The following is a 25,561-nucleotide window of genomic DNA, read 5'->3' as shown; positions in this document are numbered from 1 at the left end:
TTTGCCCCCGCATGACCACCTACACCAGCCACTGGCTCCAGGCCGCACCAAGCGGCAACAACAAGGCTCCGCTGCTGATCAAGATCACGCTGATACCGCATGGCTACGACGGCCACGCCTACTGGAAGCGCCAGGAGGCGCGCGCCTCGGACCGCGAGTTCAAAATGGTGGAAGACCTGCGCCTGGCCCCCGAGGGCGGCCCCCAGGCCGTGCTGCAGCGCCTGGTGGACCTGCGCCAGGCCCTTGCCCGGCGAGGCTGGCAGGAGGTCGTCGTGCACGACAGCCTGGCCCTCTTCCCCAAGGACCTGCTGGACCACCGCCCCAAGACCGAGGACGAGTGCCTGATGGACCTGGCGGCGCTGCACACCGAATGCAGCGACCACGAGAGCGCCCTGGCGGCCCTGCACCGCTGCCGCCACAGCGGGCAGGCGTGGTACTGGCACACGGCAGCCCGGCGTGCCCACGCCAACCGGGCGCGGGCTCACTCCGGCCCGGCCGCCAGCGGCGACTGGGCTGCAGCGGTCGAGCACGCCAGGTTCATCATCCACCAATCTGCAGACCCCAACGCCGCGCAGCCAGACGCCATGTACAGCTTTGGCGACAGCTACCGGCACCCGGCATCGCAACTGGCTGCTGCCGCGCAGACCGTCGCTGAGTACCTGCTGTGCATTGCCGGCGATCCTGAGCAAGCGATGCAGGCCCTGGCCATCGCCGATGCCACGAACCATGGCACTGGCCAGCTGCAGCAGCTGAAAGTGACGGCGCTGCTGCAACTGGAGCGCAACACCGAGGCCTACGAGACCCACCTGAAGTGGCACCTGCAGATGCCCGAAGTGCTCGAATCACCAGGCTACCGGGAGTTCGTCGAGCGCCAACAGACCCAGGCGCGCGACGCGCAGAGCCAGCGGGTCCGCCAACTGCGCTTCGACTACGCCACGGGCACCCCCGCTTCCGAAATCGAACTCGAACAACTGCTGCGGCGCTTTCCCCAGCCATCGCACGCCTACCTGCAATGGATCAGCCAGCCCGAGCGGCACCAGCTCACCGTGGTCGATGGCGAGCATGAGGAGACCTACACGCTGCTCAGCATTCCGGCCGCGCTCGAAAAGCACGAAGAGCTGCTGGGCTGGCTCAGCCTGCACGACGACAGCTCGCCCGAGCTGGCCGAGGAGATCCGCAGCGCCATCGCCGACAGCGGCATCGACCCGCAGCACATGCTGCCCATCGTGGGCGCCGAGAACGCCTCGGACTGCTTTGTGCTGCGCACGCAGGGGCCAGGCGCTGGCGGCATCTACTTCTGGGCGCACGATGAATGCACCGTGTTCAGCCCCATCGTGGACGGTGCGGACCAGCTGTTTCCGTGGTTGTGCGCACGGGCACGGGCAGGCGAGACCTTCGTGCTCTGATACGGATTTGTCTTCAACCGCAAACGATAAGTTGGTTCGCCTTGCCGTGCCACGGCACTGTCTGCGGCTCCCGCCCAGTCATACGGCCGAATGCAAGTCCGAATGACGCGCCGTTTCTGGCGCGGCATCGGCCCCGGCGGCGCTGCGCTTGGCAAGCCGCCTTGTGGGCTGGGCGGCTCACGACACCCCCGCTGCGTCCAGCAACACGATGCGGTTACGCCCTGCGCCCTTGGCCTGGTAGAGCGCCTTGTCCGCCATGGCGAGCATGTCCTGCGGCTTCAGGGGCTCGTCCCCGCGCATAGCCGCAATATTCGCTCACATAGCATTCGAGCGGTCGCCCACCGCCCGCTGCAAATCCAGCATCCGCTTTGCCCTTTCAAACCCAACGGTCATCGCGGCAGTTGCTGATATAGGATGGCTATCAACAGGGGGCTGTGGAGCGTCTGGGCCACAGGCGCGCCATCCACATTGCGGTCACCACCATGCCATTGCCGGGATTCGAAAGCAGCCCACCTTCGGGTGGCATCCGTCCACAGGAGTATTGCGCATGAAAACCTTCTGCCAGCCCAAACCCCATTGCGATGCGGGCATCCACGCAGCCCTGCATCCGCCCTCCCAGCCCTGATTCACCTCGTTCGTGAAACCTGCCACCGTGCCGCCATGGCACGCAGCCCGGCTACCTTGAAAATTCCCTGAGGGAGAGACACCATGGACAAGATGAAAATCGCCACGCGGCTCACGCTCGCTTTCGCCGCGATGGTGCTGTTGCTGATTGCGCTGGGCGCCATCAGCCTGTCGCGGTCGGCCCACCAGCGCCTGGAGCTGCACGACGTCATCGACACGCGCATCCCGATCACCAAAGCGCTCGGTGCTCTGGCGGACAGCGTGAATACCCAGGCGATCCAGTTTCGCAACCTGGTCCTTTTCAATTCAGAGCCCATCGCCAAGTCGGCCATGGACCAGATCACCGCTTCGCGGGCGAGCACGGCCGATCAATACAAGCTGCTGGACACGCTGATCTCCTCGCCCAAGGGCGAGGAAATACTGGCGCGCATGCTCAAAGCCCGGGGCGAATTCCTCAAGTCCAGCGATGAATTTCTCGCACTGGCCCAGAAAGGCCAGAAGGATGAGGCGATCAAGCTGCTCGAAGAAAAGCTGCGCCCTGCCCAGCTCGACTACCAAAAGACGCTGCGCGAACAGGTGGAGGCCCAGGCCCAACTCACCACCGAAGCCGGCAAGGAGGCCGACGCGGCCGCATCGGCCCTGCAGCGCGACGTGCTGATTGCCGGTGTGGCAGCCATCGCGGTGGCGATCTTCCTGGCGTTCACCATCATCCGCTCCATCACCCGCCCCCTGGCCCAGGCCGTGCAGGCCGCCGACCGCGTCGCCGCTGGCGACCTCAGCGGCACCATCGCCGTGCAGTCACAGGACGAGACCGGGCAACTGCTCAGCGCCCTGCAGCGCATGCAGCAAAGCCTGGTGGCCACCGTGACCACGGTGCGCAGCAACTCAGAAAGCGTGGCCTCGGCCAGCGCACAGATCGCCTCGGGCAACAACGACCTGTCGGCGCGCACCGAGCAGCAGGCCTCGGCGCTGGAAGAGACGGCCGCCTCGATGGAAGAGCTCGGCTCCACCGTGCGCCAGAACGCCGACAACGCACGCCAGGCCAACCAGCTGGCCCTGAACGCCTCCACCGTGGCCGTACAGGGCGGCGACGTGGTGGCCGAAGTGGTCGAGACCATGAAAGGCATCAACGCCAGCAGCAGCAAGATCGCCGACATCATCAGCGTCATCGACGGCATCGCCTTCCAGACCAACATCCTGGCGCTCAATGCGGCGGTGGAAGCCGCGCGGGCCGGAGAGCAAGGCCGGGGCTTTGCCGTGGTGGCCAGCGAAGTGCGCAGCCTGGCCGGGCGCAGCGCCGAAGCGGCCAAGGAAATCAAGGGCCTGATCACCGCCAGCGTGGAACGGGTGGAACAAGGCACCCTGCTGGTGGACAAGGCCGGGGCCACCATGACCGAAGTGGTGGCAGCCATCCGGCGCGTCACCGACATCATGGGCGAGATCAGCGCCGCCAGCAGCGAGCAAAGCGCTGGCGTGGGCCAGGTGGGAGAAGCCGTCACGCAGATGGACCAGGCCACGCAGCAGAACGCAGCCCTGGTGGAAGAGATGGCGGCGGCGGCCAGCAGCCTGAACAGCCAGGCGGGTGAGTTGGTCAACGCGGTGGCGGTGTTCCGGCTGGCGGGCGATGGCAGCGGCGCAGGCCACTACCGCGCACCGGCACCCGCACCGGCGGTGCGCAAGCCGGTGGGCATGGCGGCACCAGCGGCGCGCGCGGCGGTATCGACCAAGCCAGCGGCCAAGGCGCCTGCCGCCAGCCGGCTGGCGCCGCCCAAGGGGCCCGTAGCGGCCAGCCCGGCAGCGGCAGCACCCAAGGCACCGGCCAAGGCAGCTGGGGGCGGGGAGGATGAGTGGGAGAGCTTTTAGACAGGCGATGCAGTGGCCATGGCCTCTGCTGCGCGGCCTGGCGAGTACCGTGCGCCCTTCCCCAGGTCGCGCCATGGGCTGACACGCCGCTGCGGCATGGTCCATACCATGGTCTTTTGATAATGGGGCCACCATGGCAAAAGTCATACGGAGCGCAGCGCGCGGACAGTACGGCTGAACCTGGCCCCAGCAGCGGGACATGGCCTTGTCCTGAGACCCTGGCCGGCGGCTAAGCGCTGCCCTGCGAAACCTTTGGCGCGGAAAATGCACGGCTGAGATAGCGCGAACCCGTGAGCCCGAAGCGCCAGGGCATGTCCACCGCTTTTGAAATGCCGATGCGCGGGCCGGCCACGATCTCGTCGGGGAGGCGGTCGGCACGCCCCTCAGAGGCCGCTGCATCCGCTCGCAGCAGCGCAAAAGGCGGCATGTGCAGCGGCAGGCCGTTCATCCTGGCATCGATGCCCAGCGCCTGGGCCAAAAGCCCCGGGCCGGCGCACAGCAACCGCACGTCCTGCACCCCGCGGCGCTCACGCATGGTGCCGATGCCGTGCGTGGGCTCCAGCGCGCGTAGCAGTACGCCTGCGCCATGACCCGCCTCACGGCACACGGTGTTCAGGCACCAGTGCAGCCCATACGAGCGGTAGACATAGGCATGGCCGGGCGGACCGAACATGGACGCGTTGCGCGCCGTGGGCCCGCCAAAGGTGTGGGATGCCGGGTCTGCCTGGTCATAGGCCTCGGTCTCCACGATGCGCCCGCCCACGCCGTCCACCATCAGCGTTATGCCGATCAGGCTGCGCGCCACCTCATGTGCTGCAGCGGCAAAGTCGATATCGGCCACCACCCAGGGCAGCGGCGGGGGACGGTCGATCACGGGTACCCGATCCTCGCCCTTGTCAGGGCTGGTGCACGGCCTCATCGATGGCCACGGCCTGGCCGAGCTTGCCCAGCTTGTCGTCGGTGGCCTTTTCCTCGGCCAGCGAGGCCTGCAGCAGCGGCAGGGCCGGCGTGTAGCCCAGCTTGGTGGCCAGCGCGATCAGGGTGGCGTAGCTGGCGATCTCGTAGTGCTCCACCTTCTGCGCCGCACCGATCAGCGCCACGTCGAGCACCGGGCCCTTGTCGATCTCGTCAATGAGGTCCTTGCCTTCTTCGACCAGGCCTTCCATGGCGGCGCACTTGATGCGCTTGAGCTTGAGGTTCAGGATTTCCACGATCTCGTCGATGCGCTCCACCTGGCCCCGGGTCTCCTCCAGGTGGTCCATGAAGGCCTGGGCCAGTTGCCCGTCGGAGGCTGCGCGCGCCAGGTGGGGCAAGGAACGGGTCATCTGCTTTTCTGCACTGTAGGTGTCCGACAGTTCGTGCAGGAAAAGGTCTTCGACGGTTTTCACGGCCATGGCAATGCTCCTTGTTTGGTTGATGAAAAGGCCATGGTGATTGCACAGCCATTGCCGCTTCGTAAGACAACGCCGGGTCGGGGCGCCGGCCCGATTGGGGGATTGCGGCTCGGGGGTGCGTGCCTAGAATGGCTTTTCCAAACATTGCCTGGGCCGCCATGAACCGCAACCATCCCATCATCACCCGCCATCTCGTCTCGCGGTGGCTGCTGGCCTGTGCGGCGTGGTTGCTTGGCGGCGTGGCGGCCCCGGCGCTGGCCACGACCATCAGCGCGGGGTACGAGCATTCGTGCTCGGTGTCCGATGCGGGCGTTCCGACCTGCTGGGGCAGCGTGCCGCTGGGCCACACGCGCAATGTGGGTGTGGCAGACATCCAGGCCGGCGCAAGCTTCAGCTGTGCGTTGCACAAGGACTCCACCGTCACCTGCTGGGGCGACCAGAACGCCTTCGGACAGCTGGGAGCCAGCCCTGGCGGGAGCAATGTCGGCAACACTCTCGGCTACCGCGACGGGGAGGACTGGAAAGTCCTGAAGGCCGTGCAGCTCGCCACCGGAGCCCGGCATGCCTGCGCCCTCACCCTGGACGGTGACGTGTATTGCTGGGGCGATGCCGACCAGGGCCAGCTGGGGGTGCTGGAGCCTGCCCGGACGATGACGTACGAGCCTGTCAAGGTGCAAGGCTTGTCCAACGTGTCCCGCATCGCCGCAGGCAATGCCAGCACCTGCGCGGTGCTCCATTCGGGCAGCGCATGGTGCCTGGGCACCGGTAGCCTGCTCGACGGTGTGCAGGCCGACCCGCGCATCCCGCGGCAGGTGCCCGGCATCACCGACGCGAAGGACGTGTCCATCCTGGACGGGCATGCCTGCGTGCTGCGCACGGGCGGCCAGGTGGCGTGCTGGGGGCGCAATCTGTACGGCCAGTTGGGCGTGCCATCGGGCGTGGGCACGCGCACCATTCCAGTCGAAGTGGCGGGCCTGCCCGGCCCGGCCAAGGCCATCGCCACCGGCTACGGCTTCAGCTGCGCCTTGCTGGCGGATGGCACGATCCGCTGCTGGGGCGACTACACCAAGGGGGCCCTGGGGATCGGCTATCTGCCCGTGGGGGCGACCCAGGGCTCCGGGCAGGTGCTGGGCATCACCGATGCGGTCGCCATCAGCGCGGGGCTGAAGCACGCCTGCGCCGTGCTCGACGGTGGATACGTGCAATGCTGGGGTGCGGGCAATGGATTGGGACACGGCCTGTGCTCCACCTTCGGTGCCTACTATCCCGGGTTCATGCCCTACTCCTATCCCACGTTCAACTTGGCTGTGTGCTTTGGACCCGGCTCGTCGGTCCCATTCGCCGTGCTGGGCCTGGGCCCCAACAAGGACGCCGGCCTGGTCATGGACTGGGGGGAAAGAACCCTGCCCGCAAAGTTCACGCGGTACTACGGGACCAGTGCGCCTGAACGCATCAACGACATCTACTACCGCTACTATCCCGACGGCACCTACTTGGCCATCAACGGCCATGGCACCCCGCACCTGATTTACATGGGCCCCGACACCAACGGGCAGCTGCGGGACCTGGGTCGCCTGGCCACCTGGGCACGTGAGGCACGCAAGTAGGGCACGCTGGGATCTGCGCAACCACGCATCCACCAGATAGGGGCTTTGCCGCCCCCTGGGCGCACGGCAACCGATCGCCCTATCCTTCGTGCCATGTCCTCGTCTCCATTCAACGCCGGCCACGCCCAGGTATTCCAGCCCGGGCGGCTGACCCTCGGCTTCATGACGCCGTTTGGCCACCATGGCGGCGCCATGGCCGACATCCAGGAGACCACGCGCCTGGCCGCACTGGCCGATGCGCTCGGCTTTGCCGCCCTGTGGGCGCGCGATGTGCCGCTGATGATTCCGCAGGGCAGCGACAAAACGGCCAGCGCACTCGACGACCCGTTTTTGTCGCTGGCCGCCCTCGCCTCGTCCACGCGCCGCATCGCCATCGGCGCGGCGGCCATCGTGCTGCCGCTGCGCCACCCGCTGCATGTGGCCAAGGCCGCGCTCACGCTCGACCGCATCAGCAACGGCCGCTTCATCCTGGGGCTGGGCTCGGGCGACCGGCCCGAGGAGTTCGCATCGTTCGGCGAAGCGCTGGACGCGCGCGGCGATGCCTTTCGCAACCGCTGGCCGCTGGTGCGCGCGGCGCTGTCGCCCGACCCGCTGGAGCGGCAGGCGCTGACGGATGCCACGGGCGGCTATGACCTGATGCAGCCGCCCACGGCGCGCATCCCCATGGTGGTGGTCGGCTCGGCCCGGCAGTCGCTGCAGTGGACCGCGGCCAACGCCGATGCCTGGGCCAGCTACCACCGAGAGGAGGCGCGCCAGCAGGGCCGCATCCACCTGTGGCACCAAGCGCTGGACCAGAAGGCAGCGGGCGAGCGCAAGCCCTTCGTGCAATCCGTACAGCTCGACCTGCTGGCCGACCCGGCCGCGCCAGCCGAGCCGCTGGAGCTGGGCCTGCGCACCGGGCGCATCGAACTCATCGCCTACCTGCAACGCCTGCAGGCCATGGGCGTGGGGCATGTGCTGTTCAACCTGGCGCAGGGCAGCGGCCGCGCACCGGCCGAGGTGCTGCGCGAGATCGGCGAGCAGGTGCTGCCCCGGCTGTAGGGCCTCAAAAGCTGTTACCAGGTTTAGGACTTGGGCAGCTCTCGCAGCTCCACCGTGCCGCCGGCTTCGTACACCGGGTTGCCGGCCAGGAACTGGCGCGCCTCCTCCAGGGTGGCTGCGCGCACGCGGATGAAACCGCCGATCGCGCGCGCCGCCGGCTCACCGGGCTGGCCCTTGCGCAGGCGCTCGCCCGCACCGATCTCGCTGCCGCCATCGAACTGGCCGGTGGCGCGCAGCCCGCCGAGGTAGCGGGCCCACTGCTCCGGGTCATTGGAGGCCACCCGGTCGGGCGCGTCTTCGTGCATGAGCAGGATGTATTCGTTGTGCATGGGCCGGCCTCGGGGCAAGGGTGAAGGGACGGGGCAGAGCCTTGCATGGCATGCGGGGCCCACCCTGCTTTGTAGCATCCCCCGCCGGCCAGGCAGCGGGGCCGGCTGACCGGCGGAGGCCATCGATCGGCCCCCGGGCAGCCTGTAGACTCCCCACTCGCAAGACAAGGCCCTGCCCCGGCGCTCTGCGGCATGCAGGCGCCAGGGCATGGGGCCATGTCGCGCTGTAACTCAATGGCACACAGGGAGTCACCATGGGCCGCAAGGAATTCGAAGCGTCACGGGCCGACGGCGTGCACGCGCAACTGGCGCGCATGGCCGGGCAGTGGCAAGGCCGCTTTCGCCTCTGGTTCACACCCGGCGACCCAGCGGACGACACGGCGCAGCGCGGCAGCATCCGCGTGCTGCTCGGTGGGCGCGTGCTGCTGCACGAATACTCGGGCCACTGCAACGGCGAGCCGATGGAAGGCGTGGCAATGATCGCCTACCATCTGGATGAGTCCCGCTACGAATCGGCCTGGGCCGAGAGCTTTGGCACCGGCACCGCCCTCATGTACAGCACCAGCGCCAGCGGCGACCCGCGCCTGTCGGTGCTGGGCAGCTACGCCGACGGCCAGGGCGGCCCGCGCTGGGGCTGGCGCACGGCGATCGAGCAGCCCGACGACGACACCCTGGACCTGCGCATGTACAACATCACCCCCGATGGCGTGGAGGCCCTGGCCGTGGAGGTGAACTACCGCCGCGTGCCAGCCGCTGACAAGGCGAACCCAGGAGATATGGCTTGAAACCTGCGCACTACCCATTGATCGCAGGTGCCCTCGTCCCGCTCGCCCTGTTCGTGGCCGGCCAGCCCGAGGCGGCCGGCGTCGTCTTCTTCCTGTGCCTTGTGGTGGAGATGATCGTCTCGGCCATCACCGGCAAAAAGGGCAACGATACCGAGCGCTGAGGATTGGCGCTGAGTGGCCCTCTGCCTGGCGGCGACGTTCCATGACAACCGCGCTGCTCAAGCGGTGCCACCGGGTCGGGTGCCGAACATCGCCTGGACGCTGTCACCCTGCAGGCTCCTGTTGCGCTGCAGATCACCGGCCGGCCCTCTGGGCCTGACCCCACCATTTCCACCGCTTAGCGTGGCGCCTGCGCCTGCATGCCGAAGTACTGCGCAAACCCGGCCAGGCCGCCAAGGCGGCGGTGGAACAGGTCCGGGCGCGGGTTGGGCACGCGCTGCTGGCCATAGCTCTGCGCGCGCTCGGCCAGCGCGGGGTCACCCGCACAGTGCGCCAGCGCCAGGCCGGCGACCGCTGCCTGCAAAAAGACCTCCGGGCTGGCCTCGCGGCCGTCCAGGCGCAGGTAGCCCGCCAGGTCCACACAGCCATCGAGCAGCGGCAGCAGATCCCGCACGGCCCACTGTGTGTACAGGCCCAGAAACTGGTCCAGCGCATGCGGCCCCATGCAGCGAAAGCTCGGCTCGTAGGGCTTCTGTTCGTCCCGCCGGCGAAACGCGGCCAGCTCCGGCCATTGCGTGCGCGCAAGGGGGATGGTGTGCTGGGGCTCGCACCACTTCGCCAGATCGGGGGGCAGACGGGGTTCGATCTCGCTCGACATCCACAGGTCCCAGTGCTGCTCTGACCAGGACTGCGGCGTCATCTCGATGCGCTGCTGCCCCAGCGCCGTGTCGCGCACCATGGCCAGTGCGTCGTGGGTCTGCAGGCCGGTGCGCCAGCAAAGCTGAAAGCCGCTGGGCGCAAAGTGGGGCAGCACCAGGGCACGCACCCGCCCTTCGAGGTACGAACGCCCGGCATCCAGGCCGGCTGCGGCGACCGGCTCCACGGCGGGCTCGGGCCAGTTCACGGGCGTGCGCCCCTCGGGGGTCAGGCACCAGTTGCCTGGCAGAAAAACCTCGCCCGTCTGGCCGTCGTAGACCGTCAGGCCCAGGGCCAGGGCCTGGTTGACCAGCACGGGCAGCACACGGTCCATCAGGTCGGTGTCCACGCCCAGCGCCCAACTCGCGTGGTCGACCCGCCCGTCCGGCGCCCCCTCGATCCAGGGCGATCGGGTTTGCCCATCGCGCCGGTGCGGAAAGGCCTGAACCAGCCCCTCCGCAAGTGCCGCGAACTTGGGGTTCGGTGGCGCGGGCTGGCAGTCCAGCCGGGCCTGCAGGGCGTCGGCCTCGGCCCAGGTTTGTGGGCTGGGGTGGTGCTCCCAGATGTGAACGACGTAGGTCATCGGTGTGCTTTCTCAAAACCTGTTGACGATCTCCCGAGGGTCGCTGCCCGCAGGGCCGGGGTGACATCGGGCCGATGGGGCTGGAATGCCTGGCGCCCCCCGGCTGCCAGTATGGGCATGGCATGGGCCCATGCGGCGCATTCGATGCCTCCCCATCCCGATGGTGTCCCTCGGCCCTCCCCGGCACGAAGCCAGTCCTCTCCTGTGGCAATGATAGAGGCGAGCCGTTGCACCGACTCTCCAATGGCAGGCGCCAGGCATGCGACGGGAAACCATGCGAGCGCCAACACGGCGTCCGCGATATGGCACCGCAGCCAGGGGCCGCCCCCGCGCATGTTGTAGATTGCTCCCATGAAGCCCGCCACCCGATCCCTGTCAGAGCCCCCGCAGCCTGTGCTGCTGTCAACGCCGCCCGAGATCGACGGTAAGCCCCCGGAACTGCTTGAGCATCTGGAGCCCGCCACCCGCGCCGCCGTGCAAGCGCTGGGCAGCGCCCGTGGCTACCGTGGTGGCGAAGTGCTCTTCCGGCAGGGGGATGTGCACGACGGAATTCACCTCATCCGGTCGGGCACCATCAAATCTTTTTATGTGTCCGAGGACGGCCGCGAATTGACTTTGGGCTACTGGACGGCGGGGCACTATGTTGGTGCCCCACAGCTGTTTGGCGGAGGACGGCATGCCTGGACTTCCGTTGCCATGGCGCCCTCGCGCTGCCTGTGGCTACCGGGCCCGGAGTTGCGCGCGCTGAGCCGTCAGCATGCTGATCTTGCGCTGGCGCTGACCGATGCCCTGGTGCACAAAAGCCAGTGCTATTGCGCGCTGCTGCAGCTTTTGGCGACGCATTCCATGCGGGTCAGGCTGGCCAGGCTGCTGGCCATGCTGGCAGCCCGCCCCATTGCGCGCCCCGCGCTCATCGACCTGAGCCACACGGAATTGGCAGGAATGATCGGATCCACCCGGCAATGGGTCTCCCTGTCCCTTGCACGCTTTGAGGGCGAAGCTCTGCTGGACCGCCTGCCTGACGGCACTTACCTGGTGCGTGATCCGAAGGCGCTGGGCGCGGTGCGGTAGGCAAGTCGGCTCGCAGCCGCCGCGTGCCGGCAATTAATTGCTGGCCCGGGCACTGGGCACACTCGAAACTGAATTTGCCAGGCGTGCTGCGCCGGCCTACTTCAGGAGTTCACCACGTGCCCTACATGCCCCTACCCACCACCCACAAGCTGCTGACTTTTCCTGCGCTGCAAGCAGCCCTGTCCCTGATGGTCGCGATGGCCGCGTTCGCAGGTCCCGCACAGGCCCAGGAGTACCCATCCAAACCGCTCAACATCGTTGTGCCCTATCCGCCTGGCAGTGCCAGCGACCTGCTGGCGCGTGTGTTCCAGACGAAGCTGGGCGCGGTGTTCAAGGAGGGCGTGATCGTCGAGAACCGCGGTGGCGCATCGACCAACATCGGCACCGAGTATGTCGCCCGTGCTGCGGCGGACGGATACACCGTGCTGTTGCAAGCGCCCAATATCGCGACCAATCCATTCGCCTTTCTCAACCTGCGCTGGAAGTCCTCGGACTTCGCGCCGGTGGGCCAGTTGGTCAGGTATTCGAACGTGCTGGTGGCAGGGCCCGGCGCAGAGACGCGGGACTTCAAGCAGCTTGTCGCGTCACCGAATACGGCGGCCCTGAACTACGGCTCGCCTGGCACCGGTTCGCTGTCGAACCTGGGCGTGGAAATGCTCAAGCTCAAGACCGGCGGCGCCATGCAGCACATCACCTACGCGGGGCCGGCCCCCATGATGAACAGCCTGCTGGGCGGGCACATCCAGTACGGTGCAACCAACCCTGCCAACTTCATGGGCCATGTGAAGGACCCGGCCAAGAAGGTGACGCCCATGGTGGTTCTGGGCACGCAGCGCGACTCCACCATCCCGGACGTGCCCAGCCTCGCGGACTTCGGCATCTCGGGCATCGAGGCATACGGCTGGTTTGGCTTGCTGGTTCCGGCCAAGACGCCGCCGGCCATCGTCGCGCGTTTGAACGCCGAATTCATGAAGGTGCTGGCCATGCCGGAGGTGCGCGCCAAGCTCATGTCCGAATACATGGAGCCGTTCGGGAGCTCTCCTGAGGAGTTCGGCCGCTTCATTGCGGCAGAGAACCGCAAGTGGGGAGACGCCTTCCGTGCCGCAGGCATCAAGCCAGAGTGACCTCAGGAAGGCAGCCATGACAGAGACAAGAATTTCCCTGCGATTCGATGCCCTGCGCGAAGCCTACCGCCAAGGCAGCTTGGGCCCATGCGACGTGGTGGCCGGTGTCTACGATGCCATCGCACGCCGGGGCGACGACCATGTGTGGACCGCGCTTGCCGACCGTGAGACCGCCATGGCCCGCGCCCGCGAGCTGCAGGCACGGATCGGCGAAATGGACTCGCTGCCGCTGTACGGCCTGCCCTTTGGCGTGAAGGACAACGTGCATGTCGCCGGCATGCCGACCTCATGCGGTTGCCCCGGCTTCACCCAATGGCCGCAACACACCGCCGCAGCCGTGCAGCGGGCGCTGGATGCAGGTGCCATCTTCATCGGCAAGCAGACGCTGGACCAGTTCGCCACCGGCTTGAACGGCACCCGCATGCTGGGTGGGCACTGCCTGAACACCTTTGATGCGGACATCATCCCGGGCGGCTCCAGCACAGGCTCGGGTGTCGCGGTGGCGGCGGGCCTCGTGAGCTTTTCGCTGGGGTCGGACACGGGCGGCTCCGGCCGTATCCCGGCGGCCATGAACAACATCGTCGGCCTGCGGCCCAGCATCGGCCTTGTCAGCAGCCGGGGCATGGTCTACAACAACCGCTTGTTCGACTGCATGCCGGTGTTTGCGCCGACGGTGGCCGAGGCGCACACCGTGCTGCGGGCCATCGCAGGGCACGACGCGCAAGACCCCATCGGACGGGTTGCGGCGGACGGCTCCTGCTGGTCGCTGGAGCCGAATTTTCCGGCACGGTTTCGCTTCGCCGTGCCGGATTCGCTCGAATTCTTTGGCGACACGGAATCCGAACGCTGTTTTGCGCAAGCGGTGCGCGAGCTCGAGGCACTTGGCGGCACCAGGGTGTCCATGCCCTTCACGGCGTTTCGCGAGGCGGGCACCATGGTGTTTGAAAGTGCGCTCGTTGCCGAGCGTGCCGCCAGCTATGGCCAGGTGCTGGACGAGCATCCCGGCGAGCTGGTGCCGGCCGTTGCCGCCGTTCTCCAGCGTGCACGCGGGTACACCGCCATCGACGGCTTCAAGGCGCAATACCGGCTGCGGGAGCTGCAGCGCGAGATCCGCATGCAGCTGGAGGGCATCGACGTGCTGGTCACCCCTACGGTGCCCAAGGCCTTCACCGTGGCAGAGATGCTGGCGGAGCCGCTGCTGCGCAACAACCAGGTCGGTTTTTATACCTATGGTGTCGGTCCGCTGGACCTGTGCGCGCTGGCGGTGCCTGCGGCCATCCGGCGGGACGGGGTGCCCTTCGGCATATCGCTGGTGGGACGCGCCGGCGAGGATGGGCGCCTGCTGGGACTGGGCGAACGTTTCCAGGCCGCCGTCAATCTGAAGCCCGGCATCGAGGCGTTGGCATGATGCCGCGCAAGACCTGGGTGCTGCGCGAGACCGTTTTCAGCGATGGCAAGACGCCTGCCGCACACCCGGTCACCCGGGTGGCTGTGGGCATTGCCATCGCCAATCCCATGGTGGGCGCGCCCTCGCAAGATCTTTCGGCCCTGGCCTTGCTGGGTGCCCAATTGGCGGAGCGCTTTCTGCCGGATGCGATCGCCCTGCTGCCGCGGCCGGCAGTGGCCTATGGCAAGGCGGCCATCGTGGGCGCGGCTGGCGAGCTCGAACATGCCGCCGCAGTGCTGCACCCCCGGCTGGGCAAGCCCATGCGGGCACTGATCGGTGGCGGTGCCGCGCTGATTCCGTCCACGGCCAAGGTCGCGGCCATGGGCGCCCGCATCGACGTGCCCCTGGGACACAAGGATGACGCATGGAGCTTCGACCATCTGGACACGCTGACGGTGGGTTTTGACGATGCGCCGCGCGCTGACGAGATCCTCATCATCCTGGCCCTCAGCGACGGGGGCCGGCCGGCGCCGCGCATCGGCACAGGCCCGAGCGCCATCTGAAAAAAAACGCAGGAATCCGACATGAAAACCTACATCGAAAACGGCACCGTCATCGCCTGGCTGGACGGACGCCACCAGGTCATTCCCCGCGGCGTGGTGGTGATCGAGAACAGCACCATTGTGGAAGTGGGCACCGCCGCAACGCAGCCGCCCGGCCCCGGCGACCAAAGGCTGGACGCCACCGGGCGCATCGTGGCGCCCGGGTTCGTCAACACCCATCTGCACACCACCGACACGCTCTTTACCAAGGGCTATCTGGAGGAGTCCACCAACATCACCAGCCTGGCAAAGGAAACCAACTACGGAACGCTGTACAAGACCTTGCCCGCCGTGCGGCATGCCTGCGATCCAGAGGCCCAGGTCATTGCCGCAGAGTGTGCCTTCGCCGAACTGGCCCGCACCGGCTCGACCACCGTGGTGGAGATGGGCTACGACTACGAAGTCGGTGGCGACGGCGACATCGCCATCACCCAGGCCGTCGCGGAGACGGCCATGCGCATCGGCCTGCGCTGCTGGTCTGCGCCGCGGTTTCGCTCTTACCACTACGGCCATGCCCCCGGCGGCAAGGTCTGGTACGAGGCCTACCCCGAGAACGGTCGCAAGCGGTTTCGGGACTGCGTGGATTTCTGCATTGGCTGGGACGGCAAGTTCGATGGGCGCCTGCACACCATGCTGGCCCCGGGGCAGATCGATACCTGCGACCCCGAATTGCTGCGCGACACGCGGCGCGTGGCGGACGCGCACAGGCTTCCCATCCATACGCACGCCGGGCAATCGCCCAGCGAGTATGCGCGCATTCGCTCCGAATATGGCATGTCCACCGTTGAATACATGCTGGACACAGGCATGCTCGGGCCCGACTGCTTCATCGGCCATGGCCAGATCATGACGGCCGACGGCAACATGGATTCGCTGGACGCCAACGAGGTAGCGGCCCTGCGCGACTCGCAGACCACGGTGGTCCACCTGCCCTGGGTGAAGGCCCGGCGTGGCGGGGTGATCAACTCCATCGAAAAGTACCGCAGGCTCGGCATCCGCCAGTCGCTGGGCACCGACACTTTTCCCTTCGACATGTTCAACGACATGCGCATGGCGGCCACGGTGTGCCGTATCGCCGAGCACTCTGCCTCGGTGGCAAGCTCGCTCGACGTCTACACCATGGCCACCGTGGGCGGCGCCGATGGATTGGGCCGGCCCGACCTGGGAAGGCTGGCGGCCGGCTGCAAGGCAGACATCATTTTCGTGCGCATCGACACCTTCAAGGCCGCACCCAGCTACGACCCCTTCATGTTCCTGGTGCTGTCGGCAACCGGCGACGACGTGGAGCGGGTGATGGTGGATGGCAAGACCATTGTGGAGAACGGCCGCGTGCTGCAGGTGGACATGCCCGCAGCGGTTGCACGCCTCAATGAGGTGGCGGCCCGCGTGCGTGGCAACGTGGTGCTCTGACCCGTGACCACCAGTCATTTGCTGGCTGCGGCGGCAATTTTGGCCCTGGCCGGGTTCGCGCATGGCCTTTTCGGCATCGGCTTTGCCATGATCGCGACGCCCTTGCTCGCGCTGTTCCTGGACTACCGCCTGGCCGTCGCGCTGGCGGCGTTTCCGCTGCTGGCCATGGCGGTGGGCTGGCTCGTGGTGCACGTGCGTTCTCGCTCCGCACTGGCGGGGCAGCGGTGGCTTTTGCCCGGCATTGCCATCGGCGCAGCGGCCGGTACCCTGTTGCAGGTGAGCCTTCCGGAGAGGACATCCATCGCGCTGCTGGCATTGCTTCTGAGTGCCAGCCTGGCCGTGCCCTGGCTGGCCACACGGGGCGCAGCCCTTCGCCCCGCTGCGGCCCAACGCGGTGCTCCGGTGTTTGGTGTGCTGGCCGGCATGACGGAGTCCGCACTCAATGTGGGGGCTCCGTTCATGCTGCTGTACGGGTCGCTGGCCCGGCTCGGCCGCTTCGAGCAATTGATCGCGCTCAACGTATGCTTTGCCTTGGGCAAGGGCATCCAGCTGGCCCTGACCGCATGGTCCTGGCCTGCTGCGGCGAGTGGCGTTGCGCTGCTGGTGTGCACCACGGCCAGCCTGGCCGCCTACTTCGCAGGCCATCGGCTGGCGGGTCGTTTCGACGAGGCCCGCTTTCGGCGGCTGCTGCGCAACTTCATCGTCTGCATGGTGGCCGGACTCCTGGTGCGGGTCTGGCTGCTCGCATGAGGGGGCAGCCCGGGGTACGCGCGCGCTGAGGCGCACGCGCGGGCCGGTCAGGCCAGCCCAGCCCAGCCATCACACCACGCCCTCAGCCAGCCGGCCTTGCGCGAGCAATTCGCGGGTGCGCTGCAGGGTCGAGAGCAGCGCGCTGCGGTAGCCCTTGTCGCCGTCCATCCAGGCCTGCTCCGCCTGCTCTTCGGGGCCGCCGGGCTGCTTGCCGCGCAGGCCGAGGTAGCCGTAAAAGCGCAGCTGCAGCTGCCCGTGTTCGTCCTCGAACAGCTCGTTGACGATGGCGCCTTCGCGCGGGCCGCTGGCCTGGAAGAAGGTGACCTTGGTCTGCGGCTCGAAGGCGATGATCTCGCGCAGCGCCTGCCCGGCGATGGTGGCCTCGCGCACGATGTGGGTGCCGCTGTCTTGCACCACCTCGCAGTGGGTGCACAGGCCCGGCGGCAGAAACAGGCGTGCGTCGCGGGCCTTGAGGACTAGTCCACTGAAACCGAGAAATCGACTGTGCGTGAGGGTCTGGCAGGGCCGCAATCTAGGCGGCGGGCGCAGCCGGGTTGTACACCCGGCGAGCACGGCAACGACGAGTGCGGCCCTGCCAGACCCTCACCCTGCGGGCCGGGGCGGCAGCAGGCGCATCGCGGCGTTGCGGGCTTTGCCAAGGCGGCCAGCCTTGGCGGCAGCCCGCGCCTTGCGCTGCACCCGCTGCCACCCCGGCGCACAGCCGATTTCTCGGTTTCAGTGGACTCGGCCCGCCCAGGCCTGGGCGCGGCTGAGCGGCACTTCGCCCTGTGGGTTGACGGGGACGGTGGCGGTGGAATAGATCATGGCTTTTCCTTTCGGTGTTGCTTGTTGAGAGATTCAGTGCGCGGCGCTCAGGCCGCGTTGGCGATGGCGTGCGCGAAGTCGCGGTACGAATGCAGCGGGCGGCCCAGCAGCTGCACCAGGCGCTGCACGTCGCCGGCCTCGGGCACCATGCCGTCGGTCAGGAAGCGCTCGGCCATCAGGCGCATGTCGTAGGCCATCCATTGCGGCATGGCGTTGCGCAGGTTGGTCTCGAAGCCTGCGGTGTCGTCGCCGCCATAGGCGACAGGGCGGCCCAGCGCGGCGGACCAGAGGGCGGCCACCGCCTCGCCGGTCAGCGTGTCGGGGCCCACCAGGTTGATGCGCGCCAGCGGCAGCGGCTCGCTTGCACGCTCGCGGCGCAGCAGCTCGATGGCGGCGACCTCGGCGATGTCGCGCACGTCCACCATGGCCAGGCCCTTGCTGCCGATGGGCATGGGGTAGACACCGTAGTTGCGCACCACGTCCTTGATGCTGTGGTCGTTGTCCAAGAAGTACGCCGGCCGCAGGATGGTGGCGCCAAAGCCCATCTGCTCCAGCATGCGCTCCACCCCGAACTTGCCCGCGAAGTGCGGCACGTTGAGGTAGCGGTCGCTGTGGATCACCGAGAGGTAGACCACGCGCTCAATGCCCGCCTCGCGGGCCAGGTTCAGCGCCAGCAGCGCCTGCGTGAACTCGTCGGGCACCACGGCGTTGAGCAGGAACAGCGTGGTCACGCCGTCGAACGCGCGCCGCAGGGCGTCGACGTCGAGCAGGTCGCCCTGCACGGTCTGCACGCCTACCGGCAGCTTGGCGGTGGCAGGGTCGCGCACCAAAGCGCGTAGTTCGGCGCCGCGGTTCACGAGTTGGTGGACGACCTGGCGGCCTACGTTGCCCGTGGCGCCGGTGATGAGGATGGTCATGGAAATGCTCCGTTGCTGTTGAAGGAGCCCTGATCTTCTTTGTTCCGCCCAATGTCCGATAGCCGTTATATTTAGACTTTGCGTCTCACTGGTGGAACACATGGACCTGCTCGCATTGGCCGACTTCACGCTGGTGGCCCGGCACGGCGGCTTTGGCCGTGCGGCGCGCGAATCGGGCCGGCCCAAGGCCACCCTGTCGCGCCGTGTGGCCGACCTGGAAAGCGGCCTGAACCTGCGCCTGTTCGAGCGCGGGCCGCGCGCGCTCAAGCTCACCGAAGAGGGGCGCGCGCTGTACGAGAAGACCTCGGTGCTGCTCGCCCAGCTCGACGAGAGCACCACCGCCATCGCCAGCGGCGGCGACGCCCCGCGCGGGCGGCTGCGGGTGAGCGCCCCCCTGCTCTTTTCGCAGGCCGCCATGGGCAAGCTGGCCGCCCGCTTTGCCCTGCAGCACCGCGAGGTGCGCCTGGAGGTGACGACCGAAGACCGGCCGGTGGACATGGTGGAAGAAGGCTACGACCTGGTGATCCGCGTCAACCCCGACCCGGACGAGCGCCTGGTCGGGCGCATCTTCATGCGCGACCGCATCGTGGTCGTCGCCAGCCCCGAGCTCGGCCGGCCATCAGGCGCCACCCCTGTCCCGGCCGTGCTGCGTGGGGGCGCAGGCGCGGACGCCGCCACCCCCGCCACTACGTGGGACCTCACCGACGCCAAGGGCAAACCGAAGCGCCTGGCGGTGCAGCCCGTGCTGCACCTGTCCTCGCTGTTCATGGTGCGCGATGCCGTGCGCGCCCAGGTGGGCGCCGCATGCCTGCCCCTGTCGCTGGTGCTGAACGACCTGGCGGCCGGCACCCTGGTGCAGTGGGGCGAGGTGCCGGGCCCGGAGATCGCGCTGTGGGCGCTCTACCCCTCGCGCCGCCTGCTGAGCCCGCGCGTATCAGCCTTTCTGGACCTGTTGAAGGAGGCCTTTCCGCAAGGCACGCCGCAGGAGCTGGCGGCGTACATCGCGTGAGGTGGCGTGGCTGGGCTTGCAAAGACCAGCGCGCCAGCGGCTGCAGGCTATGCCGCGTGGGCCCGCAGCCAGGCCACCATGTCGGCTGTCACCTCGTCGCGGTTCGTCTCATTGAGGATTTCGTGGCGCGCTGCCGGGTACAGCTTGACGGTCACATCGGCCATGCCTGCGTCGCGGTAGCGCTGCCCCAGCAGCTCAATGAGCGCACCGCCACCGGCCAGCGGATCGGCGTCGCCAGAGGCAATCAGGAGGGGCATGTCCCTGCGGATGCCCGCCAGCAGCGCCGGATCCGCCAGCCGGGACGCGGGGGCGAACAGCGAGGGGATCACATCGCCCGGTACCTCCCACCCGCACCAGGGGTCTGCCACATAGGCATCGACCTCCGCCTCGTCCCGCGAAAGCCATTCGTACCCGGTACGGTGCTCAAAGCCTGCATTGAATGCCTCCAGGCCTGCCGGCGCATCGGCGGGCGCATTGGCCATGGCAGCGGCCAGCGCGTCGAGCGCGGTGGAGCCGGAGAGAATGACACCGGCCCATGTCGATGCATGGTCCAGGATCGCCGCTTGCGCTGCAAACGAACCCATCGAATGTGCCAACAGAAACACCGGAAGGCCGCCATGCTGCGCCCGCAGTGCCGACCCATACTGGGCCACATCGGCAATCAGCCCGCCGAAACCGGCGCTGCCGAAATCGCCCAGCCGACCACCGGCGGTGCGCCCGTGCCCACGGTGGTCGACCGCGTGGACGACAAACCCCGCAGCATTGAGCTGCCTTGCAAAGCGGTCATAGCGCTCACCATGCTCGGCAAGCCCGTGGGCAATCTGCACCACACCGGTGGGGTGACCAGCGACGTCGGCCCAGGTGTAGGTCGCGACCTTGGTGCCGTCTGCGTTGGAGAGAAATGAAGAGGTCGATGTGCTCATCGCTTCATTCTGACACGCCGGCGGTTGGGGGTGCTTGGGGGGTGATGGGCAGGAGCCCGTCTCTGGCCGGCGGGGCACAAACGCGGCATGCACCCTGGGTTGGCCGCCCTGTCAGACCGTAGTCGTTGTACTCCACTGCGCTTTGAGCAACGCGAATTGCAGAAGATCGTGGTGCCGACCTGCCCAGTACCCGGCTTCCCGCTGATGCCCTTCTTGCAGAAATCCGAGCTTCGTGAGCAGTGCCAGGGACGGCGCGTTGTCAGGGTGTACCTGCGCCTCGATTCGATTGAGCTGCACCTCTCGGAAGCCCCAGGCGATGATTGCCTGGAGCGCTTCCTTTGCGTATCCGTGCCCTTGATGCGCCGGAGCGATTTCGTATCCCAAGACACAGGATCTCCAGTTTCGATGCCAGCGAAACAGGCCGCACGTACCTATCAGTCCGGGTCGGTCTTTCAGCTCCATGGCCCAGCGCGCTCCAGAGACCGGCTCTTTGCGCCAGCTCGCAAACGTGGCGATGAGCTTTTTGGCACCATCAAGATCGGCAATCGGATCCGACCCGAACCATCGCATGTGCTCGCGGTCACCATGGATCTGAAGGAGACATTCGGCATCCGAATCCCGAACCTCACGCAGCGTGAGTCGAGGTGTTTCAAGCGTTGAGAAATCGATCATGGGCTGCCTGCGGTCCAACGCATTGCAGACCGCAGAACCTGGGGGATAGGCTGGGCGATGCGGGAGTTTCTGGGCACTGTGTTCTCATGAAAGTGGCTTGCCGCCTGGGTTGACAAGCGCAGTGCCCGGCAGGCGCCAACGCGGCGAACCATAGCTTGGCACCGGACAGGGGCTGTACACGCCGGCAGCACGTTTTGGCCTGCCAGCCAGCGGTCAGTGAACCAACGGCCGCTTTCGGGCTATGGTGTCCACTGGCCCAACTCAACGGGTACCTGTTCTCACGTCAAATGGTGCTGTCGATTTGACGCTGAGGGTGTCTACGACATCGCAGATCAATGGTGCTTGCCACAGGTCTTTTCGGCATGCCGTGCGTTAGGCTTCACTGAGGTAGCCCCTCTCCACCTGCAGCTGTGGATTCTCAAAGATCCCCATCGCAGTCTTCATTCGCATGAAGCCGAACTTTCTGTAGAAAGGTTCTTTTCCGGGGACCGCATACAAGATGATTTTCTTGTGACCACCTGACATTTCCACCAGCTTACTGACAACCTGTTTTCCAAGGCCTGTGCCTTGATGGCTCGGCAATACCGCAATGTCGCAGATGTACGAGCAGTCTGCACCATCAGCGAGCGCGCGCCCCACCGCGACGAGCTTCATGTTCTCGTAGACGAAACACTTGAACATGCTGTTTGAGAAGACTTTCTGCAGATGAAGCGGCTTCTTCTCGCCCAGCGGGGCGGCCCGATACAGAGCAGAAAGTTCTTCCCAGTCGACTCCATCAGTGGAATGGCTCCATGTGAGTGTCATTTGTGGCTCCAATGGCCACTTCTGGCCGTCCGCAGAAGTCTAGCTGGTCGCGCCAGCGCCCTGCACTACCCAGGAAGCCGACCCGGGGAAGCTGAACAGATGCCCATCGTCAGCGCAGTGACCTGGGGATGTCCACGAGAGCCGACCCGCGTGGCCAGTTGCCGCCGCTCCCCTGTCCATCTACCGTATTGTGTGGACAAGCTGGTAGCGCTTGCTCGCCTGCATCTCGTACAGCGTGTTGCTTTGCTGGTCACTCTTCAGTCCGTAACCGACATACACCGTGGAGCCCCGCAAGGCGCGCAGGTCCTGGTTCGAGATCAGCACGGTGGTCCTGTTCTCCAGCCCGTGGATCCAGGGTTGGGGAATGCCGAACGGTGTAAGGGGTGAAAAACCGTACCCGTTGTAGCTGAATCCTGATGAATTCGGCCCAAAGACCATGAGATAGACATCGCCCTCTACGCCACTGGCCAGGTGTTCGCTACTGATCTGCACCCGCACCGTGAGCGTCTGGAGCTCAATCGGCCCCGTCACGGTCATCTCGCCCAACTGTGGCGACGCGGTGCCGTCGAACACCACGGGCGTTGGCTTGACCGGCATGGCCCCGGCAGACCCGGTGCCCAGTTGCCCCACGCTGTTGCTGCCCCAGGCCATCAGGGTGCCCTCCAAGGTCAGGGCCAGGGTGTGCTGGTTGGCCGCCGCGATCTGGGCATAACCGCTGCCCACCAGCTGCGGGCTTTCTGCATCGGCGGTGGACGCCGTGCCCAGCTGGCCGCTGGCGTTGGAGCCCCAGGCCCACACCGAGCCATCGGTCTTGAGCGCCACCGTGTGGGCCGCGCCCTTGGCCACCTGGCGGTAGCCGCTGCCCAGCGAGGCGGGCGGCTCATCGCCCTTCCACTGCCACAGGGTTCCATCCTTCTTCACCCCCGCAGCGGTGCTTGCGTTGAGCGTGACCTGTTCGAAATTGCTGTCCACCGGGCCGGCGCTGCCATAGCCGGTGCGCCAGGTGTTGAGGAAGTGGTGGGTTGCCACAAAGCGCAGCGCGCCGCCATCGAGCACGAACAGTGCGTTGTGCGGGCCGGTGGCCATCTGCCGCGTGCCCGCAGGCAACGGGTCCAGCAGCCCACTGCGGTCACCGCCGCCCTCTGCCACGCTGTAGATGCTTCTCGCATCGCCCCAGAACCAGACCGTGCCGTCGGCCTTGGCGGCGGTGTCGGAGGTCAGCAGCCTGGCAAAGCCCGTGCCGATCTGCACCGGCGCGGTCTCGTAGAACACCTTGCTCTTCAACAGCGCATGGCCCCACATCCACAGGCTGCCATCGGCCTTGAGGGCCACCATGTAGCGGCTGCCCACCTGCACCTGGGTGAAGCCGGCGCCGATCTGCACCGGCCTGTCCGCTGGGGTGGACGTGCCGTTGCCCAGTTGCCCGTTCATGTTGTTGCCCCAGGTCCACAGCGTTCCATCACTCAGGACGGCCGCCGAGTTCGAAGCACCGGTTGCGAACGTCACCACCGTGGCGGCGTGGGCGCCCAGCGCGGTGGCGAACAGCGTGCACACGATTCCCAGTTTCGCCGCCAGTTGGCGGGGTACAGCGGTCTGCAGCGCCTGCAAGGGATGGGCCAACAGGTCCAGGAAATTCATGGGGATCCGCCTTTCAATACAAAAAGGAATGAAGGAAAAAATGATGGAATCAATGAAGGAAGCCACGCACCCCGGATTCGGCCTTCCCGGCGCGCTGCGCAGTATGGGGTGGAGAACGCGGGTTGGCCCTCCCCCACACAGGTAGGGCGTCGGGGCTACCATCTCCGCAACCGTTGAACGCCTTTTTCAACCAATGCCCTGGCAGCATGAGTCGGGATTCAATGTCTGCAAAACACAATCTAGGCCATACTGGTGGGTTGAGCATTTGCTTGCAATTGCCCCCGGATGCACATTGCATGCACCATGCAGGCATGGCGTGCGACGCTGAAAGCGGCCCCGAGCCGCAACCCACCCGCGCTGCCGCGCGAACAGGTATTGACCCCGTGAGTACTTCTATGGAAACGCCCTCCACTCCCCCCAGGAATCCGCACGCACAGCGGCCTTGATCGCAGCCCTGGAGCATGTCCAGGCCGTGATCGGGAGTTCGATCTGGACAGCCGTGTGTTGCGGGCCAACAGCCTGTTTCTGGACCTGATGGGTTACAGCGCCCATGAAATCCTGGGCCAGCACCATCGCACGTTCTGCCCCCCGAGGTGACCAGCAGCGAGGCCTACAGGGAGCTTTGGGACGGATTGCGCGCAGGGCAGGTACGAGAAGATGTGTTTTTGCGCGTCACGAAATCGGGCAAGCCTGTTTGGCTGCAGGCTTCCTACAACCCGGTGCGAGACGCCGAAGGCCGCACGGTGGGCGTGGTGAAGCTGGCAACCGACATCACAGCGCAACGGGCGCAGCAAGCGGACTACGAGGGCAAGATCGCGGCGATCCACCGGGTGCAGGCCGTGATCGAGTTCGACCTTGTGGGGGGCATTGTGGATGCCAACGCCAACTTTCTGAGCACCTTTGGCTACGAGCGGCAAGAGGTGGTTGGCCAGCACCACCGCATGTTCTGCGAGCCAGAGTTCGCCGCATCCAGTGAATACGCCCAGCTCTGGCAACGGTTGGGGCGCGGAGAGTCCACTTCCGGGCGTTTTCGCCGCTTGTCCAAGGACGGCAGGGACATATGGCTGCAGGCCTCGTACAACCCCATTCTGGACGTGACCGGCAAGCCGTACAAGGTGGTCAAGTTCGCCGTCGACATCACGAACGACATGATGCTGGCTGCAGAAACCAAGGGCAAGATCGATGCCATTGGCCTGTCGCAAGCGGTCATCGAATTCGATATGCAGGGAAACATCCTGTCGGCCAACCCCAACTTCCTGCGCACCATGGGCTATACCTTGGCGGAAATCCGGGGGCAGCACCACAGCATGTTTTGCGAGCCTGGCCTGGTGCAAAGCCAGGCCTACCGGGACTTCTGGGCGGATCTGGGCGAGGGCAAGTTCCAGAGCGCGCGTTACCGCCGCATCGGCAAGCATGGAGCAGAGGTCTGGATCCAGGCCACCTACAACCCCATCCTGGACGTCGATGGCAACCCCTACAAGGTGGTCAAGTACGCCACCGATGTGACCGCCCAGGTGCAGCGCGAGCGCGCAGTGGCGCAAAAGGTCAATGACATCACCGCAGTGCTGCGTGCGATGAGCGAATCGATCAAGCAACTGGCGCGCAGCGCAGGCCGCTCCACAGAGCCTCTCGAGCAGACCCAGCGCGAGGCGGGTGAAGGCAGCCAGCTGGTGCGCCGCTCACGCGACGCGATCCTTGCCATCGAGCGCTCGTCTTCCGATATTCATGAAATCGTGGACACGATCAGCGAGATCTCCAGCCAGACCCATTTGTTGGCCTTCAATGCAGCCATTGAGGCAGCGCGGGCGGGTGAACAAGGTGTCGGCTTTTCCGTCGTGGCGGACGAGGTCCGCAAGCTGGCGGAAAAGTCGTCTCTGGCGGCGAGAGATCGCCAAGCTGATCAACCAGACGGTCAGCCGAGTCTCTGAAGGCAGTCGACTGT

Annotated in this window: 25 protein-coding genes; 14 read left to right on the top strand and 11 right to left on the bottom strand. The window is 66.6% G+C overall.

Translation table 11 applies throughout. The features are described from left to right. The first annotated feature begins 11 nt into the window (after positions 1 to 11). The gene (locus tag U5N23_RS10110) at positions 12 to 1,406 is read left to right on the top strand and encodes a hypothetical protein (protein WP_322592677.1); all 1,395 of its coding nucleotides are present in this window, start codon (positions 12 to 14) and stop codon (positions 1,404 to 1,406) included. A gap of 177 nt (positions 1,407 to 1,583) precedes the next feature. Here the strand turns inward: U5N23_RS10110 and U5N23_RS10105 are convergent, their stop codons facing one another. Then, the gene (locus U5N23_RS10105) at positions 1,584 to 1,706 is read right to left on the bottom strand and encodes a hypothetical protein (protein ID WP_322592676.1); all 123 of its coding nucleotides are present in this window, start codon (positions 1,704 to 1,706) and stop codon (positions 1,584 to 1,586) included. 408 nt (positions 1,707 to 2,114) lie between these two features. Between U5N23_RS10105 and U5N23_RS10100 the strand changes: the two genes are divergently transcribed. Beyond that, positions 2,115 to 3,893 carry a methyl-accepting chemotaxis protein gene (locus tag U5N23_RS10100; RefSeq protein ID WP_322592675.1) on the top strand — a complete coding sequence of 593 codons (1,779 nt, stop codon included), beginning with the start codon at positions 2,115 to 2,117 and terminating at the stop codon, positions 3,891 to 3,893. 229 nt (positions 3,894 to 4,122) lie between these two features. On the opposite strand, the gene U5N23_RS10095 is transcribed toward U5N23_RS10100, so the two are convergent. Then, positions 4,123 to 4,767, bottom strand: coding sequence for a DNA-3-methyladenine glycosylase (locus U5N23_RS10095; RefSeq protein WP_322592674.1), 645 nt, complete (start codon positions 4,765 to 4,767; stop codon positions 4,123 to 4,125). Positions 4,768 to 4,789: 22 nt separating this feature from the next. Further along, complete coding sequence (locus tag U5N23_RS10090) at positions 4,790 to 5,287, bottom strand: ferritin-like domain-containing protein (protein WP_322592673.1); 498 nt, start codon at positions 5,285 to 5,287, stop codon at positions 4,790 to 4,792. A 158-nt stretch (positions 5,288 to 5,445) separates the two neighbouring features. Here U5N23_RS10090 and U5N23_RS10085 point away from each other — a divergent pair, with 158 nt between their 5' ends. Both U5N23_RS10085 and U5N23_RS10080 read left to right on the top strand, forming a co-directional pair. Further along, on the top strand, positions 5,446 to 6,894 hold the full coding sequence (locus U5N23_RS10085) for a regulator (protein ID WP_322592672.1): 1,449 nt from the start codon (positions 5,446 to 5,448) through the stop codon (positions 6,892 to 6,894). Positions 6,895 to 6,987: 93 nt separating this feature from the next. After that, positions 6,988 to 7,935 carry a TIGR03571 family LLM class oxidoreductase gene (locus tag U5N23_RS10080; protein ID WP_322592671.1) on the top strand — a complete coding sequence of 316 codons (948 nt, stop codon included), beginning with the start codon at positions 6,988 to 6,990 and terminating at the stop codon, positions 7,933 to 7,935. A gap of 23 nt (positions 7,936 to 7,958) precedes the next feature. Here the strand turns inward: U5N23_RS10080 and U5N23_RS10075 are convergent, their stop codons facing one another. Next, positions 7,959 to 8,264, bottom strand: a complete 306-nt coding sequence (locus U5N23_RS10075) for a YciI family protein (protein ID WP_322592670.1) — start codon at positions 8,262 to 8,264, stop codon at positions 7,959 to 7,961. A gap of 254 nt (positions 8,265 to 8,518) precedes the next feature. On the opposite strand from U5N23_RS10075, the gene U5N23_RS10070 reads away from it, so the two are divergent. Both U5N23_RS10070 and U5N23_RS10065 read left to right on the top strand, forming a co-directional pair. Beyond that, a complete protein-coding gene (locus U5N23_RS10070; RefSeq protein WP_322592669.1) occupies positions 8,519 to 9,049 on the top strand; it encodes a DUF1579 domain-containing protein in 531 nt (176 codons plus the stop codon). After that, the gene (locus tag U5N23_RS10065) at positions 9,046 to 9,210 is read left to right on the top strand and encodes a hypothetical protein (RefSeq protein WP_322592668.1); all 165 of its coding nucleotides are present in this window, start codon (positions 9,046 to 9,048) and stop codon (positions 9,208 to 9,210) included. The genes U5N23_RS10070 and U5N23_RS10065 overlap by 4 nt, the downstream gene beginning before the upstream one ends. 176 nt (positions 9,211 to 9,386) lie before the next feature. Here U5N23_RS10065 and U5N23_RS10060 read toward each other — a convergent pair whose 3' ends face one another. Next, entirely contained in the window at positions 9,387 to 10,487 is a 1,101-nt protein-coding gene (locus tag U5N23_RS10060) for a hypothetical protein (RefSeq protein WP_322592667.1), read from the bottom strand. A 351-nt stretch (positions 10,488 to 10,838) separates the two neighbouring features. Between U5N23_RS10060 and U5N23_RS10055 the strand changes: the two genes are divergently transcribed. From U5N23_RS10055 to U5N23_RS10030, 6 genes are all read left to right on the top strand, one after another. Beyond that, on the top strand, positions 10,839 to 11,558 hold the full coding sequence (locus U5N23_RS10055; RefSeq protein ID WP_322592666.1) for a Crp/Fnr family transcriptional regulator: 720 nt from the start codon (positions 10,839 to 10,841) through the stop codon (positions 11,556 to 11,558). A gap of 125 nt (positions 11,559 to 11,683) precedes the next feature. Further along, a complete protein-coding gene (locus U5N23_RS10050; protein WP_322592665.1) occupies positions 11,684 to 12,682 on the top strand; it encodes a Bug family tripartite tricarboxylate transporter substrate binding protein in 999 nt (332 codons plus the stop codon). A gap of 16 nt (positions 12,683 to 12,698) precedes the next feature. Next, entirely contained in the window at positions 12,699 to 14,090 is a 1,392-nt protein-coding gene (locus U5N23_RS10045; RefSeq protein WP_322592664.1) for an allophanate hydrolase, read from the top strand. Next, positions 14,087 to 14,632: an amino acid synthesis family protein gene (locus U5N23_RS10040; RefSeq protein WP_322592663.1), complete on the top strand. Its 546-nt coding sequence runs from the start codon at positions 14,087 to 14,089 to the stop codon at positions 14,630 to 14,632. The genes U5N23_RS10045 and U5N23_RS10040 overlap by 4 nt, the downstream gene beginning before the upstream one ends. Before the next feature lie 21 nt (positions 14,633 to 14,653). Next, a complete protein-coding gene (locus U5N23_RS10035; RefSeq protein WP_322592662.1) occupies positions 14,654 to 16,081 on the top strand; it encodes an amidohydrolase family protein in 1,428 nt (475 codons plus the stop codon). A gap of 3 nt (positions 16,082 to 16,084) precedes the next feature. Continuing rightward, positions 16,085 to 16,831 carry a TSUP family transporter gene (locus U5N23_RS10030; protein WP_322592661.1) on the top strand — a complete coding sequence of 249 codons (747 nt, stop codon included), beginning with the start codon at positions 16,085 to 16,087 and terminating at the stop codon, positions 16,829 to 16,831. A 69-nt stretch (positions 16,832 to 16,900) separates the two neighbouring features. Here the strand turns inward: U5N23_RS10030 and U5N23_RS10025 are convergent, their stop codons facing one another. Next, the gene (locus U5N23_RS10025) at positions 16,901 to 17,362 is read right to left on the bottom strand and encodes an AtaL-like protein (protein WP_322592660.1); all 462 of its coding nucleotides are present in this window, start codon (positions 17,360 to 17,362) and stop codon (positions 16,901 to 16,903) included. 341 nt (positions 17,363 to 17,703) lie between these two features. Then, positions 17,704 to 18,573: an SDR family oxidoreductase gene (locus tag U5N23_RS10020; protein WP_322592659.1), complete on the bottom strand. Its 870-nt coding sequence runs from the start codon at positions 18,571 to 18,573 to the stop codon at positions 17,704 to 17,706. Between the two features lie 100 nt (positions 18,574 to 18,673). On the opposite strand from U5N23_RS10020, the gene U5N23_RS10015 reads away from it, so the two are divergent. Then, on the top strand, positions 18,674 to 19,582 hold the full coding sequence (locus U5N23_RS10015; RefSeq protein WP_322592658.1) for a LysR family transcriptional regulator: 909 nt from the start codon (positions 18,674 to 18,676) through the stop codon (positions 19,580 to 19,582). A gap of 47 nt (positions 19,583 to 19,629) precedes the next feature. Here U5N23_RS10015 and U5N23_RS10010 read toward each other — a convergent pair whose 3' ends face one another. From U5N23_RS10010 to U5N23_RS09995, 4 genes are all read right to left on the bottom strand, one after another. Continuing rightward, positions 19,630 to 20,505 carry an alpha/beta hydrolase gene (locus U5N23_RS10010; protein WP_322592657.1) on the bottom strand — a complete coding sequence of 292 codons (876 nt, stop codon included), beginning with the start codon at positions 20,503 to 20,505 and terminating at the stop codon, positions 19,630 to 19,632. A 111-nt stretch (positions 20,506 to 20,616) separates the two neighbouring features. Continuing rightward, entirely contained in the window at positions 20,617 to 21,177 is a 561-nt protein-coding gene (locus tag U5N23_RS10005; protein WP_322592656.1) for a GNAT family protein, read from the bottom strand. A 372-nt stretch (positions 21,178 to 21,549) separates the two neighbouring features. After that, entirely contained in the window at positions 21,550 to 21,981 is a 432-nt protein-coding gene (locus tag U5N23_RS10000) for a GNAT family N-acetyltransferase (protein ID WP_322592655.1), read from the bottom strand. 180 nt (positions 21,982 to 22,161) lie between these two features. Continuing rightward, positions 22,162 to 23,619 (bottom strand): hypothetical protein, encoded by a 1,458-nt coding sequence (locus tag U5N23_RS09995; RefSeq protein ID WP_322592654.1) that lies wholly within the window; start codon positions 23,617 to 23,619, stop codon positions 22,162 to 22,164. A 593-nt stretch (positions 23,620 to 24,212) separates the two neighbouring features. Here U5N23_RS09995 and U5N23_RS09990 point away from each other — a divergent pair. Next, a complete protein-coding gene (locus U5N23_RS09990; protein WP_322592653.1) occupies positions 24,213 to 25,547 on the top strand; it encodes a PAS domain-containing protein in 1,335 nt (444 codons plus the stop codon). Positions 25,548 to 25,561 lie beyond the last annotated feature (14 nt).

The organism is Acidovorax sp. (assembly GCF_034519795.1).
GTDB lineage: Bacteria > Pseudomonadota > Gammaproteobacteria > Burkholderiales > Burkholderiaceae_C > Acidovorax.
Note: the sequence above shows the minus strand (reverse complement) of the source record. Positions and strands in the feature narration are given on the sequence as shown.